Genomic DNA, 16,904 nt, shown 5'->3' with positions numbered 1-16,904 from the left:
GTGTCACACCGTGTGTCACACCGCGGTGTGCGTGGTGTGGTCGTGCAGCCAGTAACGCGTGGCCTGGAAGGGGTACGTCGGGAGGTCGATGGTCCGGGGCCGGGCCGCGCGCCGGGTGAGTGGCGTCCAGTCGACCGTGCCGCCCGAGGTGTGCAGCCCCGCGAGTGCCGTCAGGACCGTGTGCACGGCGGATGAGTCGGGGGAGAAGGCGCTCAGGTCGAGGAGGGTATGGGTCTCGGGGTCGAGGTCGGAGGAGGGTCCGGGGCCGTGGTCGGCGGAGGTGAGGTGGTGGTGCCAGTAGCCGGGGGAGGACAGGGGGGTGTCCGCCGGGGCGGTGCCGGTGAGCGCGAGCGTCGCGGGCCGGAAAGTGACGTCCTTCAGCACCGGTTCGTACGTTTCGGGGGTGGGTGACCCGACCTCCGCCGCGGTGGCCGTGAAGTGGGTCGCGGCCAGGCGGCACGCGTCGTCGAGGTCCAGGACGCCCGCCGCGTGCGCGGCGGCGATGTGGCCGACTCCGGTTCCGCCGACCGTGTGGGCGTGCACCCCGGCTTCCAGCAGCACGCGGGCGAGCGCCGTGTGGAGCGCGAAGTGCAGGGGCTCGGTCGCGGTGGCGGGGAGAGGCGCGGACAGGTGGGTGTCGAGGAGGGCCCGGGTCTCGTCGAACGCCGCCGCGAAGAGGGGGAAGGCCGCGCCCAGGTCGGCGGCCGCCGCCTCGGCGCCGGCCGCGGGCGCGCCGTCGAAGTGCCAGGCGATCTTCTTGGGGGTGGCGTCGGCGTCGGTACGGGTCAGGCCGGGGTGGTCGTCCCCCGCGGCCAGGGCGCGGGCGGCGGCGAGGAGATCGGCGCTGTCCGTGCCGGTGAGGACGGCTCGGTGCTCCAGGGGGCTGCGAGTGACGGCGAGGGAGTGGGCGACGTCGGCGGGGGAGGGCTCGGGATCGGCGGACGTCAGGTGTGTGACGAGTGCTTTCGCCTGCTCCTGGAGGGCTTCGGGCGTACGTGCGGACAGGGACCAGGCCACCGGGAGTCCGGGCACCGCGGTGGCGGGGGCCGCCTCGGTGGGGGCGTCCGGCGCCGGCGGCTCCTCGAGGATGAGGTGGGCGTTCGTGCCGGAGGTCGCGAAGGCGGAGATGCCGACCCGGCGGGGCTCGTCGCGGCGCGGCCAGTCGACCGCCTCGGTGAGCAGCCGGACCGCGCCCTTCTTCCAGGCGGCGAGCGGGGTGGGCCGGTCGACGTGGAGCGTCGGCGGCAGCGTGTCGTGCCGGAACGCCTGGACCATCTTGATCAGCGCCGCGGTACCGGCGGCGCCTTGCGTGTGCCCGGTGTTGGACTTGACGGAGCCGAGCCACAGGGGCCGCTCGGGGGAGCGGCCCGCGCCGTAGGTCGCGAGGAGCGCCTGCACCTCGATGGCGTCGCCGATGGGCGTGCCGGTGCCGTGTGCCTCGACGGCGTCGACCTGGTCGGGGGTGAGCCCGGCGTCGGCGAGCGCGGCGCGGATCACGTGCTGCTGGGAGGGGCCGTTGGGCGCCGCGAGACCGTAGCCCGCGCCGTCCTGGTTCACCGCGGAGCCGCGGATGACGGCGAGTACGGGATGGCCGTTGCGCCGTGCGTCGCTCAGCCGCTCAAGGAGGACGAGGCCGACCCCCTCGCCCAGTCCCATGCCGTCCGCCGCGGCCGCGAACGGCTTGCAACGGCCGTCCTGCGCAAGGGACTTCTGATGGGCGAAGGCGTGGAAGGTGTGCGGCGTCGACATGACCGTGCCGCCGCCCGCCAGGGCGAGCCCGCACTCCCCGCGCCGCAGCGCCTGGCAGGCCAGGTGCAGGGCGACGAGGGAGGACGAGCAGGCCGTGTCCACGCTGATGGCGGGGCCTTCGAGACCGAGGGCGTACGCGATGCGACCGGAGACGAGACTGCCGGACGTGCCGCCGCCCAGGTAGGGCAGGAGCTCGTCGGGTGCGGTCTCCAGGCGTGTCGCGTAGTCGTGCCCGGTGGCGCCCACGTAGACCCCGGTGAGGGTGGAGCGCAGGCGGTGCGGGGCGATGTGGCCGCGCTCGACGGTCTCCCAGGCGAGGTGGAGCATGAGCCGCTGCAGGGGCTCGGTCGCCACGGCCTCGGTCGCGCCGATGTCGAAGAAGCCCGCGTCGAAACCGGCCGCGTCGTCGAGGAAGCCGCCGAGTTGCGCGTACGGGGGGTCCTCGGGGAGTTCCCACGTGCGGTCGTCGGGGAAACCGGTGACGGCGTCGCGCCCCTCCGACACCAGGTCCCACAGACCGTCCGGCGTGCGGGTCTTGCCGGGGAGCCGGCAGGCCGCCGAGACGACGGCTATCGGTTCGTGCTGTGCGGCCTTGAGGTCGCGCAGCTGCTGCTGGGTCTGGTGCAGCTCGGCGGTCGTCCACTTGAGGTATTCGACGAGCTTCTCTTCGTTCGCCACGGGAATCGTCAGCCTTCCTGTCCTCGCGCGTGAAGCCTCAGGTGGGACGGTGTGGGCAGGTGTGAGCCGCACGCTGTCGTTGTCAGGGTTGCCGCGGCTGCTTAAGCGGGTCTAACTCCCGCCTTGCCGCCGGGACGCGGCTCTCTCGGGGACGCCGTCACCTCGTGGGCGCGGACGCCGTCACCTCGTGGGCGAGCAGGAGGAGATCGGCGGCGATCTCGTCGGGCGCGCCGGCGTGCAGATCGTGGTCGGAGCCCGGGTACCAGCGCAGGCTCACCTGTGCCAGGGCCGCCTCCGCCGCGGCGACCCAGGCGCGTACCTGGTCGGACAGTTGGGGGATCGCCGGGATGAGGGCGAGCAGCCGCACCGGCACGGTGATCTTCGGGTACCAGTCGGCGGGGGCCTCCCGCTGGAGGCTCTCGACGATGGACATGACCTGTTCCGAGGTCATGCGGGGGATGAGGAGGCCGTCGGGCCCGACGCGGTAGTCGGCGAGGCGCGCCTCGATGGAGGTGTCCGACCACTCGGGGTGCGTGGCCTTCAGGTAGGCGCGCATGTCGGCGGCGCTTGTGGTGCCCTGCTGCGCGCGCCGCACCACGTCGGCGGTGCGCTCCCAGAAGGCCCGCATCACCGGCCCGTCGAACTCGTACCAGCCGCCGTCGATCAGTGCCAGACCCGCCACCAGGTCGGGGCGTTCGGCCGCCAGGCGCAGCGCGAGGTGCGCGCCCCAGGAGTGTCCGGCCACCAGCGCGCCGGACAGGCCGAGGGCGGTGACCGCCTCGACCAGGTCCGTGACGACGGCCGCGTTCTCGTAGCCGTCCGCCGGCGCGTCCGACTCGCCGTGGCCGCGGTGGTCGACGGCGTAGACCGGGTGCCCGGCGGCGGCGAGCCGTCCGGCGACCTCGTCCCACATGCGGGCGTTCGACAGCATGCCGTGCAGCAGCAGGAACGGACGCCCCGCGGCTCCCGGTCCGCCCGCGGGCCGGTGCCGGACGTTGAGGGAGACGGTCTGCGACACGGGGATGCGGAGGTTCTTCACAGGCGGGCCCCTGGGGAGTCGTCGGGTCAGGGGCGCTGTGCGGTGGCGAAGATGTAGCCGAGCTCGGGCATCTTGCCGAGGGCCGCCTGGTTGTGCAGGAAGAGTTCGTAGCCCTCGACGCCGATGATGTCGACGTACTCGTCGCGGTGGGCGCGGATCCACTCGACGTAGCCGTCGTACGTCTTGGCGGTCTCGCTGGTGATGTCGGTCAGTTCGAGGACCGTCCAGCCGGCGGCGCGGAAGATGCCGGGGTAGTCCCCGATGTCGGTGAGCGCGGCGTAGATCGTGGTGTCGCTGACCGTGGCGGTACGCGGTTTGCTCGGGTCAGGGTTGAGGTAGACCATGTCGGCGATCGGCATCCGGGCGCCGGGCTTCACGACGCGGAGGGCCTCGGAGAGGACCTGCTGCTTGTCGGGCATGTGCAGCATGGACTCCAGGGCCCAGCAGTGGTCGAACGACGCGTCGTCGAACGGCAGGTTCATGGCGTCGACCTGCTCGAACCGGACGCGGTCGGCGAGACCGGCCTCGCGCGCCCTGCGGTTGCCGCGCTCGACCTGGCGGGCGCTCACGGAGATGCCGACCACCTCGACGTCGCGGGCGCGGGCCAGCTGCATCGCGGGGGTGCCGTTGCCGCAGCCGATGTCGAGGACGCGATCGCCGGGCGCGGGGTCGAGACGCCGGATCATCTCGTCCGTCATCTGGACCATGGCCTGGTCGAACGTGGCCTCCTGCTGGCCGCTGTCGAACCAGTAGCCGTAGTGCAGGTTGCCGTCTCCGAGCTGAGTCATCAGATCGAAGACCTTGTGGTCGTAGTAGTGGCCGATGTCGCTCGGCTCGGGGGCGACGGTCTTGTTCACCGTCGGGGGCTTCTTGGTCGTCGCGTTGTTCGTCACCACCTCAGCGTCACGGCGCGGCACGCGGTGTCACAACCCCACCCCTGCCCCTCAACAGCCCCTAGGTGCCCCCTGCCGCCCACCCCTACTAGGGGTCTCTTGACGCGTTCCATACGGAACGGGCGGTACCGCGAGATAAAAAATGAGAGTACGCTCCGACTAGATATTGAGCTCTCTTTAGGAGGTCGACTCTCGTGTCAGCAGATCTGGGTGCGCGGCGGTGGTGGGCCGTCGGGGCTCTCGTGCTCGCCTCGATGGTGGTGGGCTTCGATGTGACGATCCTGAGCCTGGCGCTGCCGGCCATGGCCGACGATCTGGGTGCGAACAACGTCGAGCTGCAGTGGTTCGTGACCTCGTACACGCTCGTGTTCGCGGCCGGAATGATCCCCGCGGGCATGCTCGGTGACCGGTTCGGGCGCAAGAAGGTGCTGCTCGCGGCGCTGGTGATCTTCGGCATCAGCTCGCTGGGCTGTGCCTACGCCCAGGACTCCGGCACCTTCATCGGCGCGCGTGCGGTGCTCGGCCTGGGGGCCGCGCTGATCATGCCGACGACGCTGTCGCTCCTGCCGGTGATGTTCTCCGACGAGGAGCGACCCAAGGCCATCGGCGCGGTGGCGGGCGCGGCCATGCTCGCCTATCCGCTCGGCCCGATCCTCGGCGGCTACCTCCTCAACCACTTCTGGTGGGGCTCCGTCTTCCTGATCAACGTGCCCGTGGTGATCCTCGCCTTCATGGCGGTGTCGGCCTGGCTGCCCGAGTCCAAGGCCAAGGAGGCCAAGCCGTTCGACGTGGGCGGCCTGGTGTTCTCCAGCGTGGGCCTCGCGGCGATGACGTACGGCGTGATCCAGGGCGGCGAGAAGGGCTGGACCGACGTCACCACGCTCGTGCCGACCCTCGGCGGCATGCTCGCCATCGTGGTCTTCGTGATCTGGGAGAAGCGGGTGGCCGACCCGCTGGTCGACCTCTCGCTGTTCCGCTCGGCCCGGTTCACCTCGGGCACCATGCTCGGCACCGTCATCAACTTCACGATGTTCGGCGTGCTGTTCACGATGCCGCAGTACTACCAGGCGGTCCTCGGCACCGACGCGATGGGCAGCGGCTTCCGCCTGCTGCCGATGGTCGGCGGCCTCCTCGTCGGCGTGACCGTCGCCAACAAGGTCGCCAAGGCGCTCGGCCCGAAGACCGCGGTCGGCATCGGCTTCGCGCTCCTCGCCGCCGCCCTCTTCTACGGGGCGACGACCGACATCGACAGCGGCACCGGCCTGGCGGCCGCGTGGACGGCCGCGTACGGCCTCGGACTCGGCATCGCCCTGCCCACCGCCATGGACGCCGCACTCGGCGCCCTCAACGAGGACGCCGCCGGCGTCGGCTCCGGCGTCAACCAGTCCATCCGTACCCTCGGCGGCAGCTTCGGCGCGGCCATCCTCGGCTCCGTCCTCAACTCCGGCTACCGCGGCAAGCTCGACCTCGACGGAGTGCCCGAGCAGGCACAGGGCGCCGTCAAGGACTCCGTGTTCGGCGGCCTCGCCGTGGCCAAGGCGCTCAAGAACAACGGGCTCGCCGAGTCGGTGCGCTCCGCGTACGTCCACGCCCTGGACGTGGTCCTCGTCGTCTCCGGCGGCCTGGGACTGCTCGGCGTACTGCTGGCGGTGGTGTGGCTGCCACGCCATGTTGGTCAGAGCACCGCCGAGCCCGCAGAATCTGAGCATGAAGCAGCAGACGCAGTCTGACCAGGGCGGAACAGTGCCTGGACTGAGAGAACGCAAGAAAGCCAGAACCAAGGCCGCGATTCAGCGGGAGGCGGTGCGCTTGTTCAGGGAACAGGGCTACTCCGCCACGACCATCGAGCAGATCGCCGAATCCGCCGAGGTCGCCCCCAGCACCGTCTTCCGCTACTTCGCGACCAAGCAGGACCTGGTCTTCTCGCACGACTACGACCTGCCCTTCGCCATGATGTTCCAGGCCCAGTCACCCGACCTGACGCCGATCCAGGCCGAACGACAGGCCATCCGGTCGATGCTGAACGACATCACCGAACAGGAACTGGCCCTGCAGCGCGAACGCTTCGTGCTCATCCTCTCCGAGCCGGAGCTCTGGGGGGCCAGCCTGGGCAACATCAGCCAGACCATGCAGCTCCTCGCCGAACAGGTCGCCAAACGGGCCGGGCGCGATCCGGGGGACCCTGCGGTCCGCGCCTACACCGGAGCCCTGTTCGGAGTGATGCTGCAGGTCTCCCTGGACTGGGCGAACGATCCGGAGATGGACTTCGCGGCCACTCTGGACGAGGCGCTCTACTGCCTGGAAGACCTGCGTCCCTGATGTCGTGCGCGGCAGCCCTCGGCGGGCGGCCGCGCACGAAGTAGGACGACCGCGCGCGGCCACCGCCCCCCGGCTGCCGCGTCCGGTCCAACCTGGCGTGCTCCGGATTCCCTCGACGGAGCACGCCAGGGGTCTTTCCCGACTGGGCTGTCCGCGCCGTCACGCTCGGGGAGCCCCCGTGAGCGCCGCGGTCACGATCGCCGCCACCTGCTCCTGGCAGCCGTCGAGGTAGAAGTGGCCGCCGGGCAGCACCCGGAGATCGAACGCCGCACTTGTGCGCTCCCGCCACGTGCCGGCCTCCTCGGGCGAGGTCCGCTCGTCTGCGTCGCCGATCAGCGCCGTGACCGGGCAGTCCAGACGCTCGGGACCCGGTGCCTCGTACGTGGCCACGGCCCGGTAGTCGGCCCGCAGCGCGGGCAGGATCAGCTCCTGGAGCTCCGGGCTCCCGAAGAACCGCTCGTCGGTGCCGCCCATCGCCCGCAGATGCGCCAGGATGTCCGCGTCGTCCAGCGACCCGGACCGCCCGGCGGGACGGTAGGGACGCGCCAGCCCGCCGGAGGCGAACAGATGCACCGGCCGGCCGGGGCCCGCGGCACCTGTGCCGGACCCGGCAGGACCGGAGTCCCGCAGACGCCGCGCCACCTCGAACGCCACGATCGCGCCCAGACTGTGCCCGAACAGCGCGAACGGCTTCCCGTCGGACGGCAGTTGGTCCACGACACCGTCGGCCAGCGCGGCCACCGATTCCAGACACGGCTCCTTGTGCCGGTCCTGCCGCCCCGGATACTGCACGGCCAGCACGTCGACGCCGGGCGAGAGCAGCCCGGAGAGCCCGAACCAGTAACTCGCCGAGCCGCCCGCGAACGGGAAGCAGACCAGCCTCACCGGTGCCGAAGCCGAGTCGTGGTACCGCCGCAGCCACACCCCGGCCCCCGTGCTCCGCGGCGCCTGCGCAGTGCCCCTGTCCATCGCTCTCCCTCTCATGCCGACGTCGTTCCGCTCCCGATTCCGCCCCCGATGCTGGCCGCGGCCCATAGCGCCCGTCTAAAGCGACGGACGGCTAGCCGGGGTTTGGTTCGCCTTTAGAGAGCCCGCTCACGATGAGCCCGGTACTCGAAGCGATCTCCGATTTCGGACCGGGAGCGCCGTTGATGTTTTCTGGCAGCCAGTTGTTCCGCGTTCGAACGCAGCTGACGTGATGGCCACGTCGCCGTCCGGCGCGAGCGCGGGCCCCGAACCGATCACGGTCGCCCCCGAGCCGATCGCGGTCGTCGGGATGGCCTGCCGACTGCCCGGAGCGCCCGACCCCGACGCGTTCTGGCAGCTGCTCAGCGAGGGCCGGAGCGCCGTGCGCGACACCCCGCCGGAGCGGCGGCGGACCGACTCGGGCCTGCGCGGACCGGGCGGCTACCTGGACCGGATCGACGGCTTCGACGCATCCTTCTTCCACATCGGTCCCCGCGAGGCCGAGGCGATGGACCCGCAGCAGCGGCTCCTCCTCGAACTGAGCTGGGAGGCGCTGGAGGACGCCGGCATCAGGCCGCCCACCCTCGCCCGCAGCCGCACCGGAGTCTTCGTCGGCGCCCTCTGGGACGACTACGCCGACGTCCTGAACCGCGCCACGCGCGACGCCGTGACCCGGCACACCATGACCGGCGTCCACCGCAGCATTCTGGCCAACCGCATCTCGTACGCGTACCACCTGGCGGGCCCGAGCCTGACCGTCGACACCGCACAGTCGTCCTCGCTCGTCGCCGTGCACCTCGCCTGCGAGAGCATCAGGCGCGGCGAGTGCGAGACCGCGTTCGCGGGCGGCGTCAACCTCATCTGCTCCCCCCGCTCCACCGCACTGGCCGAGGCCCGCTTCGGCGGCCTCTCGGCCACGGGCCGCTGCCACACCTTCGACGCACGCGCCGACGGGTTCGTACGCGGCGAGGGCGGCGGGTTCGTGGTGCTCAAACCGCTCGGGGCCGCGCGGCGCGACGGCGACACCGTGTACTGCGTCATCAGCGGCAGCGCCGTGAACAGCGACGGAGCCACCGACGGACTGACGCTGCCCAGCGGGCAGGCACAGCGCGACGTGGTGCGCACTGCCTGCGAGCGGGCCCACGTGACGCCCGACCGAATCCAGTACGTCGAGCTGCACGGCACGGGCACGCCCGTCGGCGACCCGATCGAGGCGGCCGCGCTCGGCGCCGCGCTCGGCCGGGACGGCGCGCGCACCGCGTCACTCGCCGTCGGTTCCGCGAAGACGAACGTGGGCCACCTCGAAGCGGCGTCCGGGATCGTCGGACTCATCAAGACCGCGCTGAGCATCCACCACCGCAAGCTGGCGCCGAGCCTCAACTTCGACACGCCCAATCCGGCCATCCCGCTGGCGGACCTCGGCCTGGCCGTCCAGCGGGAGACGGCGGACTGGCCACGCCCTGACCAGCCGCTGATCGCCGGGGTGTCGTCGTTCGGCATGGGCGGCACGAACGGACACTTGGTGGTGGCGGACGCGTCGTCGGCGGCGGAGGCGTCTGCTCCCACGGAACCTGTTCTCGTAGGGTCCGTTTCCACGGAACCTGCTTCCCTGGCGCCCGATTCCGAGGTGCCGTCGGCCATCACCCCGTGGCTCCTGAGCGCCCACAGCGCCGCCGCGCTGCCCGCCCAGGCTGCCCGGCTGCGCACCCACCTCGCCGCCACCCACCCGGCCACCCCCGACGCCGCCCGGATCGGCCACGCCCTCGCCACCACCCGCGCCCCCCTCGCCCACCGCGCGGTCCTGCTCGGCGGCGACACCACGGACCTGCTGGGCTCCCTGGACGCGCTGGCCGCGGGCGAGGAGAGCGCCGCGGTGGTGCGCGGCGAGACGGTCCCCGACGGCGGGCTCGCCTTCCTGTTCAGCGGGCAGGGCGCCCAACGCCCCGGCATGGGACGCCAGTTGTACGCGTCCCACCCGGTCTTCGCCGACGCGCTCGACGAGGCGTTCGCGGCGCTCGACGTGCATCTGGACCGCCCGCTGCGCGAGGTCGTCCTCGGAGAGGACGCCGAGCGGCAGGGGCTGCTCGACCGGACCGAGTACACCCAGCCCGCGCTCTTCGCGATCGAGACGAGCCTGTACCGGCTCGCGGCCGCCCACGGCCTCACTCCCGACTACGTCCTCGGCCACTCCGTCGGCGAGATCACCGCCGCGCACGTGGCCGGTGTCCTCACCCTGGCCGACGCGAGCGCCCTGGTCACCGCCCGTGGACGGCTCATGCAGGCGGTACGGGCGCCCGGCGCGATGGCCGCGTGGCAGGCGACCGCGGACGAGGCGGCGGAACTGCTCGCCGGGCACGAGGAACGGGTCGCCGTGGCCGCCGTCAACGGCCCCGAATCCGTCGTGGTCTCCGGCGACCGCGACACGGTCGAGGAGCTGACGGTCGCCTGGCAGGCGTACGGCCGCAAGGCCCGCCGGCTCAAGGTCAGCCACGCCTTCCACTCCCCGCACATGGATTCCGTACTCGACGAACTGCGCGCCGTCGCCGCGGGGCTGACCTTCCACGCGCCGGCCATCCCCGTCGTCTCCAACGTCACCGGCGAGCCGGTGTCGGCGGACGGTGCCGAACAGGCCGACCCCGAGTACTGGGCCCGGCACGCGCGTGAGCCCGTGCGGTTCCTGGACGGGGTGCGCGGGCTCGTCGAGCGCGGGGTGACGACGTTCGTCGAACTGGGCCCGGACGCGCCGCTCTCGGCGATGGCGCGCGAGTGCTTCCCCGCGGCCGGTGGCCCGGTGGGCGGTTCGGGGCTCCCGGACGGTTCGGGCCGCCCCCGCCCCACGGCGGTGGCCACGTGCCGACGCGGGCGCGACGAGGCGCACACGTTCATGACGGCACTGGCACAGGCGTACGTGCGGGGCGCCGATGTCGACTTCGCCGCCGCGTACGGTGTGCGGGGCGACACGGGGCGCCTGCGCCTGCCCACGTACGCCTTTCAGCGGGAGCGGTACTGGCCCGAGGCGGAACCCGCCGAGTACCGCGAGACGCCGGAGTCCTCCGCTCCGGAGGAGAGCGGTCCGCATCCGGTCGGCGGCGCGCGGACCGAGCTCGCCGGGCGGCTCGCCGCGCTGTCCGTCGCCGACCAGGAGCGCACCCTGCTGGGCCTGGTCGCCAAGCAGGTGGCCGTCGTGCTCGGCGGCACGTCGACGACGGTCGAGACGGCCCGTACGTTCAAACAGGCGGGCTTCGACTCGATGGCCGCGGCCGAGCTGAGCGAACGGCTCGGCACGGTCACCGGACTGCCGCTGCCCGCGACCCTCACCTTCGACCACCCGACACCGCTGGCGGTCGCGGCACACCTGCGCACCCAGCTCACGGGGGCGGGGGGCGGGGACCTCTCGCGGCGTGCCGAAGCGGACGGAAGCGGTCGGCCCGGCACGGATGACGACCCCATCGCCATCGTCGCCATGAGCTGCCGCTACCCGGGCGGCGCCGGTACGCCGGAGGACCTGTGGCGGCTGGTCGCCGAAGGCGCCGACGCGATCGGCGCGTTCCCCACCGACCGCGGCTGGGACCTGGAACGGCTCTTCCACCCCGACGCGGACCGGTCGGGCACCAGCTACACGCGCCAAGGCGGTTTCCTGTACGACGCCGCCGACTTCGACGCCGAGTTCTTCGACATCAGCCCCCGGGAAGCGCTGGCCGTCGACCCGCAGCAGCGGCTGCTCCTCGAATGCGCCTGGGAGGCCTTCGAGCGGGCAGGACTGGACCCCCGGACGCTGAAGGGCAGCCCCACCGGAGTGTTCGTCGGCATGACGGGCCAGGACTACGGCCCCCGCCTCCACGAACCGTCCCAGTCCACCGACGGCTACCTGCTCACCGGCAGCACCCCCAGCGTGGCGTCGGGCCGCCTCTCGTTCAGCTTCGGCCTGGAAGGGCCCGCGCTGACGGTCGACACCGCCTGCTCCTCGTCGCTGGTCACCCTCCACCTGGCGGCGCAGGCCCTGCGGCGCGGCGAGTGCGACCTGGCGCTCGCCGGGGGCGCCACCGTCCTCGCCACGCCCGGCATGTTCACCGAGTTCTCGCGGCAGCGCGGCCTGGCCCCCGACGGGCGCTGCAAGCCGTTCGCGGAGAGCGCCGACGGCACGGGCTGGGCCGAGGGTGTGGGCCTCGTACTCCTGGAACGCCTCTCCGAGGCGCGGCGCCGAGGGCATGAGGTCCTCGCCGTGATCCGGGGCTCCGCCGTCAACCAGGACGGCGCGAGCAACGGCCTGACCGCGCCCAACGGGCCCTCGCAGCAGCGCGTCATCCGCGCCGCGCTCTCGGACGCGCGCCTCGCGGCCGACGAGGTCGACGCCGTGGAGGCACACGGCACGGGCACCACGCTGGGCGATCCGATCGAGGCACAGGCGCTCCTCGCCACGTACGGTCGGGACCGGTCGCCGGAACGGCCGTTGTGGCTCGGCTCGGTCAAGTCGAACATCGGCCACACACAGGCCGCCGCCGGAGTCGCCGGCGTGATCAAGATGGTGCTCGCGCTGCGGCACGACCTGCTTCCCGCCACCCTCCATGTCGACGAGCCGAGCGGGCACGTGGACTGGTCGACGGGTGCGGTACGGCTGCTCACCGAGCCCGTCGTCTGGCCGCGCGGCGACCGCCCGCGGCGCGCGGCGGTGTCGTCCTTCGGCATCTCCGGGACGAACGCGCACCTCGTGCTCGAAGAGGCGCAGCCGCATGAGTCGCAGCCAGTTGTCGAGTCAGCGGGTGCCGGGTCGGCGGACGGCATGCTGTTGCCGTGGGTGGTTTCCGGGCGCAGTGGTGAGGCCCTGCGTGAACAGGCGCGCCGGTTGGGCGAGTTCGTCGCGGCGGAGGGCCCGGGCCGCGCCGCGTCCGCCGTGGAGGTGGGCCGGGCGCTGGTCACGAAGCGTGCGGTGTTCGAGCACCGGGCGGTCGTGGTCGGCGCGGGCCGGGGTGCGTTGACCGCCGGGCTGGAAGCGCTGGCTGCGGGCGAGGCGTCTGTGGATGTGGTGTCCGGGATCGCGTCCGGTGATGTGGGTCCCGGTCCGGTGCTGGTGTTTCCGGGGCAGGGGTCGCAGTGGGTGGGGATGGGGTCCCAACTGCTGGACGAGTCACCTGTGTTCGCGGCGCGTATCGGTGAGTGTGAGCTGGCGCTGTCCGCGTACGTCGACTGGTCGTTGCGTGAGGTGTTGCGCGGGGACGGGAGTGAGCTGGCGCGGGTCGAGGTCGTGCAGCCGGTGTTGTGGGCGGTCATGGTCTCACTCGCCGCCGTGTGGGCCGACCAGGGCGTCACTCCGGCGGCGGTGGTCGGGCATTCGCAGGGGGAGATCGCCGCGGCGGTCGTGGCCGGGGCGCTCACGCTGGAGGACGGCGCGAAGATCGTGGCGCTGCGCAGCCGGGCCCTGCGGCAGCTCTCGGGCGCGGGTGCGATGGCGTCGCTCGGCGTGGGCCGGGAGCGGGCCGCCGAACTCGTCGACGCGTACGGCGGGGTGGGCATCGCCGCCGTCAACGGGCCGTCCTCCACAGTGATTTCGGGTCCGCCCGAGCAGGTCGCCGCCGTCGTCGCGGATGCCGAGGGGCGCGGGCTCCGGGGCCGTGTCATCGACGTCGACTACGCCTCGCACAGCCCGCAGGTCGACACCATCACCGACGAACTCCACCACGTCTTGGCGGGTATACGCCCCGTCCAGGCCCCCGTGGCGTTCTACTCGGCGGTGACGGGCGCCCGTATCGACACCGGCACGCTCGACACGGACTACTGGATCACGAACCTGCGCCGCCCGGTCCGGTTCGCCGACGCCGTCACGGCGCTCCTCGCCGACGGGCACCGGGTCTTCATCGAATCCAGCAGCCATCCGGTCCTCACGCTCGGCCTGCAGGAGACGTTCGAGGAGGCGGGGGCCGACGCCGTCACCGTTCCCACGCTGCGGCGCGAGGACGGCGGCCTGTCCCGCCTCGCCCTCTCGCTGGCCCAGGCCTTCGTGGCGGGGTGTGCGGTGAAGTGGGAGAACTGGTTCCGCGTGGGCGGGGTGGCGGACGGGTCCTCTGAGGGCGGGGTGGCGAACGGGTCTTCCTTCGGCGAGGTGGCGGGTGGCCTGGCGCTGCCCACGTACGCCTTCCAGCGGCGCCGCTACTGGCTGGAGGCCGCCGGTGCCAACCAGGACGCGGCCGGCCTCGGTCTCGCGGAGGTCGGGCATCCGCTGCTCGGCGCGGCGGCGGAACTCGCCGGGGGCGACGTACGGCTGCTCACCGGCCGCATCAGCAGGCAGGGCCACCCCTGGCTCGCCCAGCACACACTCTTCGGCACCGCCGTGGTGCCCGCCTCCGTGCTCACGGAATGGGCGCTGCGCGCCGCTGACGAGGCCGGTTGCGCGGGTGTCGAGGACCTCACGCTCCAGGTGCCCCTGGTGCTGCCCGACGCGGGCGGCATGCAGGTGCAGATCGTGGTGGGAGCGGGCGACGGGGACGACGGACACCAGGACGTGCACGTCTATGCCCGTCCTGACGACGAGGACGGCCTCGACGGGGGCGGTGCGGCGTGGACGTGTCACGCGTCGGGGCAGCTCGTCGCGGAGGCGGCGGGTGCGGGTGCGGGTGCCGATGTGGGTTCGGGTGCGGGTGCTGGTGACGGGGACGATCTCGGTGGGGCGTGGCCGCCTGCCGGTGCCGAGCCCGTCGACCTGAGCGACTTCTACGACCGGGCCGCCGCGACCGGCGTCGGGTACGGGCCCGTCTTCACGGGGCTGCGCAGCCTGTGGAGGTGCGGTGCGGAGCTGTACGCCGACGCGGTACTGCCTCAAGAGGCTCCGGACGGCGCCGGGTTCGGACTGCACCCGGCTCTCCTCGATGCCGCGCTGCACCCCGCCGTTCTCGGCGAGCCGTCGGCCGGGGCCGACCAGGTGTGGCTGCCGTTCAGCCTGGCCGGGGTGTCGCTGTGGGCCACCGGCGCCACATCCGTACGCGTCCGCCTCACGCCGTTGGGCGACGACGGACCGCTCTCCGAACAGACGGGCCGGACGTGGCGGGTCACGGTGACCGATCCGACCGGCGCGAAGGTGCTGACCTGCGAGAGCCTGGCCGTGGTCGCGGCGGGGCGCGGGGTGCTGCGGAGTGCCGGGCGGGGTGCGGCTCCTGATCTGTATGCGTTGCGGTGGGTGCCGGTGGCGGAGGTGGTGCCGACGACCGGGGCGCCTTCTGCGGATGATCTTTCCTCGGGGTGGGCCCGTCTGGGCGACGGCGGGCACCGCGATCCGGACGCTCTGTGCGCGGCCGTCGACGCGGGGGCCCCGGCCCCGGCCGTCGTTCTCTGCGACGTGCAGGGCGTGCAGGGCGTGGAGGGCGTGTCGAGCGCGGGGGTGGGTGAGGCGCGGGCCGCGGTGGAACGTGCCGCCGCACTCCTGGACCGTTGGCTCACCGACACACGCCTCGTCGACACCCGGCTGGTGCTGGTCACGCGCGGCGCGGTCGCCGCGGAGGACAGCTCCCTGCCCGACCCGGTGGTCGCCGCGGAGGACAGCTCCCTGCCCGACCCGGTGGCCGCCGCGGTGCGCGGCCTCGTCCACCAAGCGCAGGTCGACCATCCGGGCCGCTTCCTCCTCATCGACGTGGGTGCGGGGGCCGGTGTCGAGGGTGCGTCCGGGGGCGGGGCGGCAACCCGTGCGCTGGAACAAGCCGTGGCCGCCGCTGTGGCCGGGAACGAACCCCAACTCGCCCTGCGGAGCGCCCAGGTCCTGGCCCCTCGGTTGCTCGCCGCCTCTCCGTCGGCCGCGCCCGCGGCCGACGACGCGACGACCCGGGCGCTCGACCCGGACGGGACGGTGCTCCTGGCCGGATCGGCCGGGGCGCCGATCGCCACCTTCGCGGAACACTTGGTGCGCAGCGAGCAGTGCGGCCACCTTGTGATCCTCAGCGACGATGAATCGACCTCCAGCGCTGCGGAGTTGCGGGAGCTGGGCGCCACCGTGCACCTGGGCGCCCTCGACCCCACGAACCCTGCCGCGCTCACAGCAGCCGTCGCCGCCGTCGACGTGGACCACCCCCTCACGGGAGTCGTCCACGTCACCGGAGCCTCGGCGCGCGGTTCGTCCGCCGCCGAGTGGGAGGCGAGGGCAGCCGTCACCGCAGCACTGGACACCGCGACGGCCCACCTCCCTCTCGCCCTTTTCGCCGTACTGTCACCCGTCGGCGCGGACCTCGGCCTCCCGCGGCCCGCCGCCGACGCCGGAGCCGACGCATACCGCGAGGCACTCGCCCTGCGCCGGCACACCGCCGACACGACGGGCGTGGCCCTCACCTACGCCCCACCGCCCACCGAGGAGATGTCCGACCCGCCCCGCATGGCCGGTATCGCCATCAAGGCGACCGAGCCCGAACGGCTCCCCGCCCTCCTCGACGCGGCCCGCGAACATGGCGGCACCCCGCTCGTCGGTGTCCGCCTGGCTCTTCGCTCGGCAGTCTCCACGGGCCCTGACGCCCTGCCCGCGCCATTGCGTGCGCTCGCCTCCGCGTCACGGACCCCCGCCCGACGTACCGCCGCCGACCGCACGCCGCCCACGGACTGGTCGGCACGCCTGGCCCCCTTGTCCGCCGCCGAACAGCTCCGGCTGCTCACCGAGGCCGTACGCACCCACGCGGCCGCGGTACTCGGCCGCACCGACCCGGAGGCGCTGCGCGGCGACGCCACGTTCAAGCAGCTGGGACTGGACTCGCTGACGGCCGTGGAACTGCGCAACCGGCTCGTGGCGGACACCGGGCTGCGCCTGCCCACGGCTCTCGTCTTCCGGCACCCCACTCCTGCCGCTGTGGCGGCTCATCTGCGCGAACGTCTGGCCGACAGCGGCGAGCGGCCCGCCGGAGGCCGGCCGGGCGCCCCCGCGCAGGCCGGGCCGCCCACTCCGGGCGCCGTACTCAGCGACCTCGCTCGCATGGAGAGCAGCCTCGCCACGCTGGCGTCCGGGGTGAGCCCGGCGGCCCCGGCGGCCTCGGCACCCCGGCTCTCCCACGGCGAGGCGGGCGAGATCACCACCCGCCTGGAGGCACTCCTCGCCCGCTGGAAGACCGTGAACATCACGACGGATGCCACGGCGAACGGCACGACGAACGGCACGACGAACGGCATGGACGACGACAGCGCCGCCGACCGGCTCAAGGTCGCGTCCGCCGACCAGATCTTCGACTTCATCGACAACGAGCTGGGTGTCGGGCCCGACACCTCGCGCGCGACCCCCACTCCGAAGGCCGGGTGAC

Annotated in this window: 7 protein-coding genes; 3 read left to right on the top strand and 4 right to left on the bottom strand. The window is 73.0% G+C overall.

Features of this window, described 5'->3' with window-relative positions; genetic code table 11:
* Window positions 1–15 precede the first annotated feature (15 nt).
* The 3 genes from DEJ48_RS04645 to DEJ48_RS04635 all read right to left on the bottom strand — a co-directional run bounded on the left by DEJ48_RS04645 (window position 16) and on the right by DEJ48_RS04635 (window position 4,359).
* Window positions 16–2,427, bottom strand: coding sequence for a type I polyketide synthase (locus DEJ48_RS04645; protein ID WP_150214708.1), 2,412 nt, complete (start codon window positions 2,425–2,427; stop codon window positions 16–18).
* Between the two features lie 157 nt (window positions 2,428–2,584).
* Window positions 2,585–3,466 (bottom strand): alpha/beta fold hydrolase, encoded by an 882-nt coding sequence (locus DEJ48_RS04640; protein WP_223831898.1) that lies wholly within the window; start codon window positions 3,464–3,466, stop codon window positions 2,585–2,587.
* A gap of 26 nt (window positions 3,467–3,492) precedes the next feature.
* A complete protein-coding gene (locus DEJ48_RS04635) occupies window positions 3,493–4,359 on the bottom strand; it encodes an SAM-dependent methyltransferase (protein ID WP_150214706.1) in 867 nt (288 codons plus the stop codon).
* A gap of 194 nt (window positions 4,360–4,553) precedes the next feature.
* On the opposite strand from DEJ48_RS04635, the gene DEJ48_RS04630 reads away from it, so the two are divergent.
* Both DEJ48_RS04630 and DEJ48_RS04625 read left to right on the top strand, forming a co-directional pair.
* A complete protein-coding gene (locus DEJ48_RS04630) occupies window positions 4,554–6,089 on the top strand; it encodes a DHA2 family efflux MFS transporter permease subunit (protein ID WP_223831897.1) in 1,536 nt (511 codons plus the stop codon).
* 73 nt (window positions 6,090–6,162) lie between these two features.
* The gene (locus DEJ48_RS04625; RefSeq protein ID WP_263399432.1) at window positions 6,163–6,678 is read left to right on the top strand and encodes a TetR family transcriptional regulator; all 516 of its coding nucleotides are present in this window, start codon (window positions 6,163–6,165) and stop codon (window positions 6,676–6,678) included.
* Between the two features lie 159 nt (window positions 6,679–6,837).
* On the opposite strand, the gene DEJ48_RS04620 is transcribed toward DEJ48_RS04625, so the two are convergent.
* A complete protein-coding gene (locus DEJ48_RS04620; RefSeq protein ID WP_150214702.1) occupies window positions 6,838–7,647 on the bottom strand; it encodes a thioesterase II family protein in 810 nt (269 codons plus the stop codon).
* Between the two features lie 229 nt (window positions 7,648–7,876).
* Here DEJ48_RS04620 and DEJ48_RS04615 point away from each other — a divergent pair, with 229 nt between their 5' ends.
* Complete coding sequence (locus tag DEJ48_RS04615) at window positions 7,877–16,903, top strand: type I polyketide synthase (RefSeq protein WP_150214700.1); 9,027 nt, start codon at window positions 7,877–7,879, stop codon at window positions 16,901–16,903.
* Window position 16,904: the final 1 nt, after the last annotated feature.

The organism is Streptomyces venezuelae (genome assembly GCF_008642315.1).
Classification (GTDB): Bacteria; Actinomycetota; Actinomycetes; order Streptomycetales; family Streptomycetaceae; genus Streptomyces; species Streptomyces venezuelae_D.
This window is presented reverse-complemented; position numbering and strand designations above follow the sequence as displayed.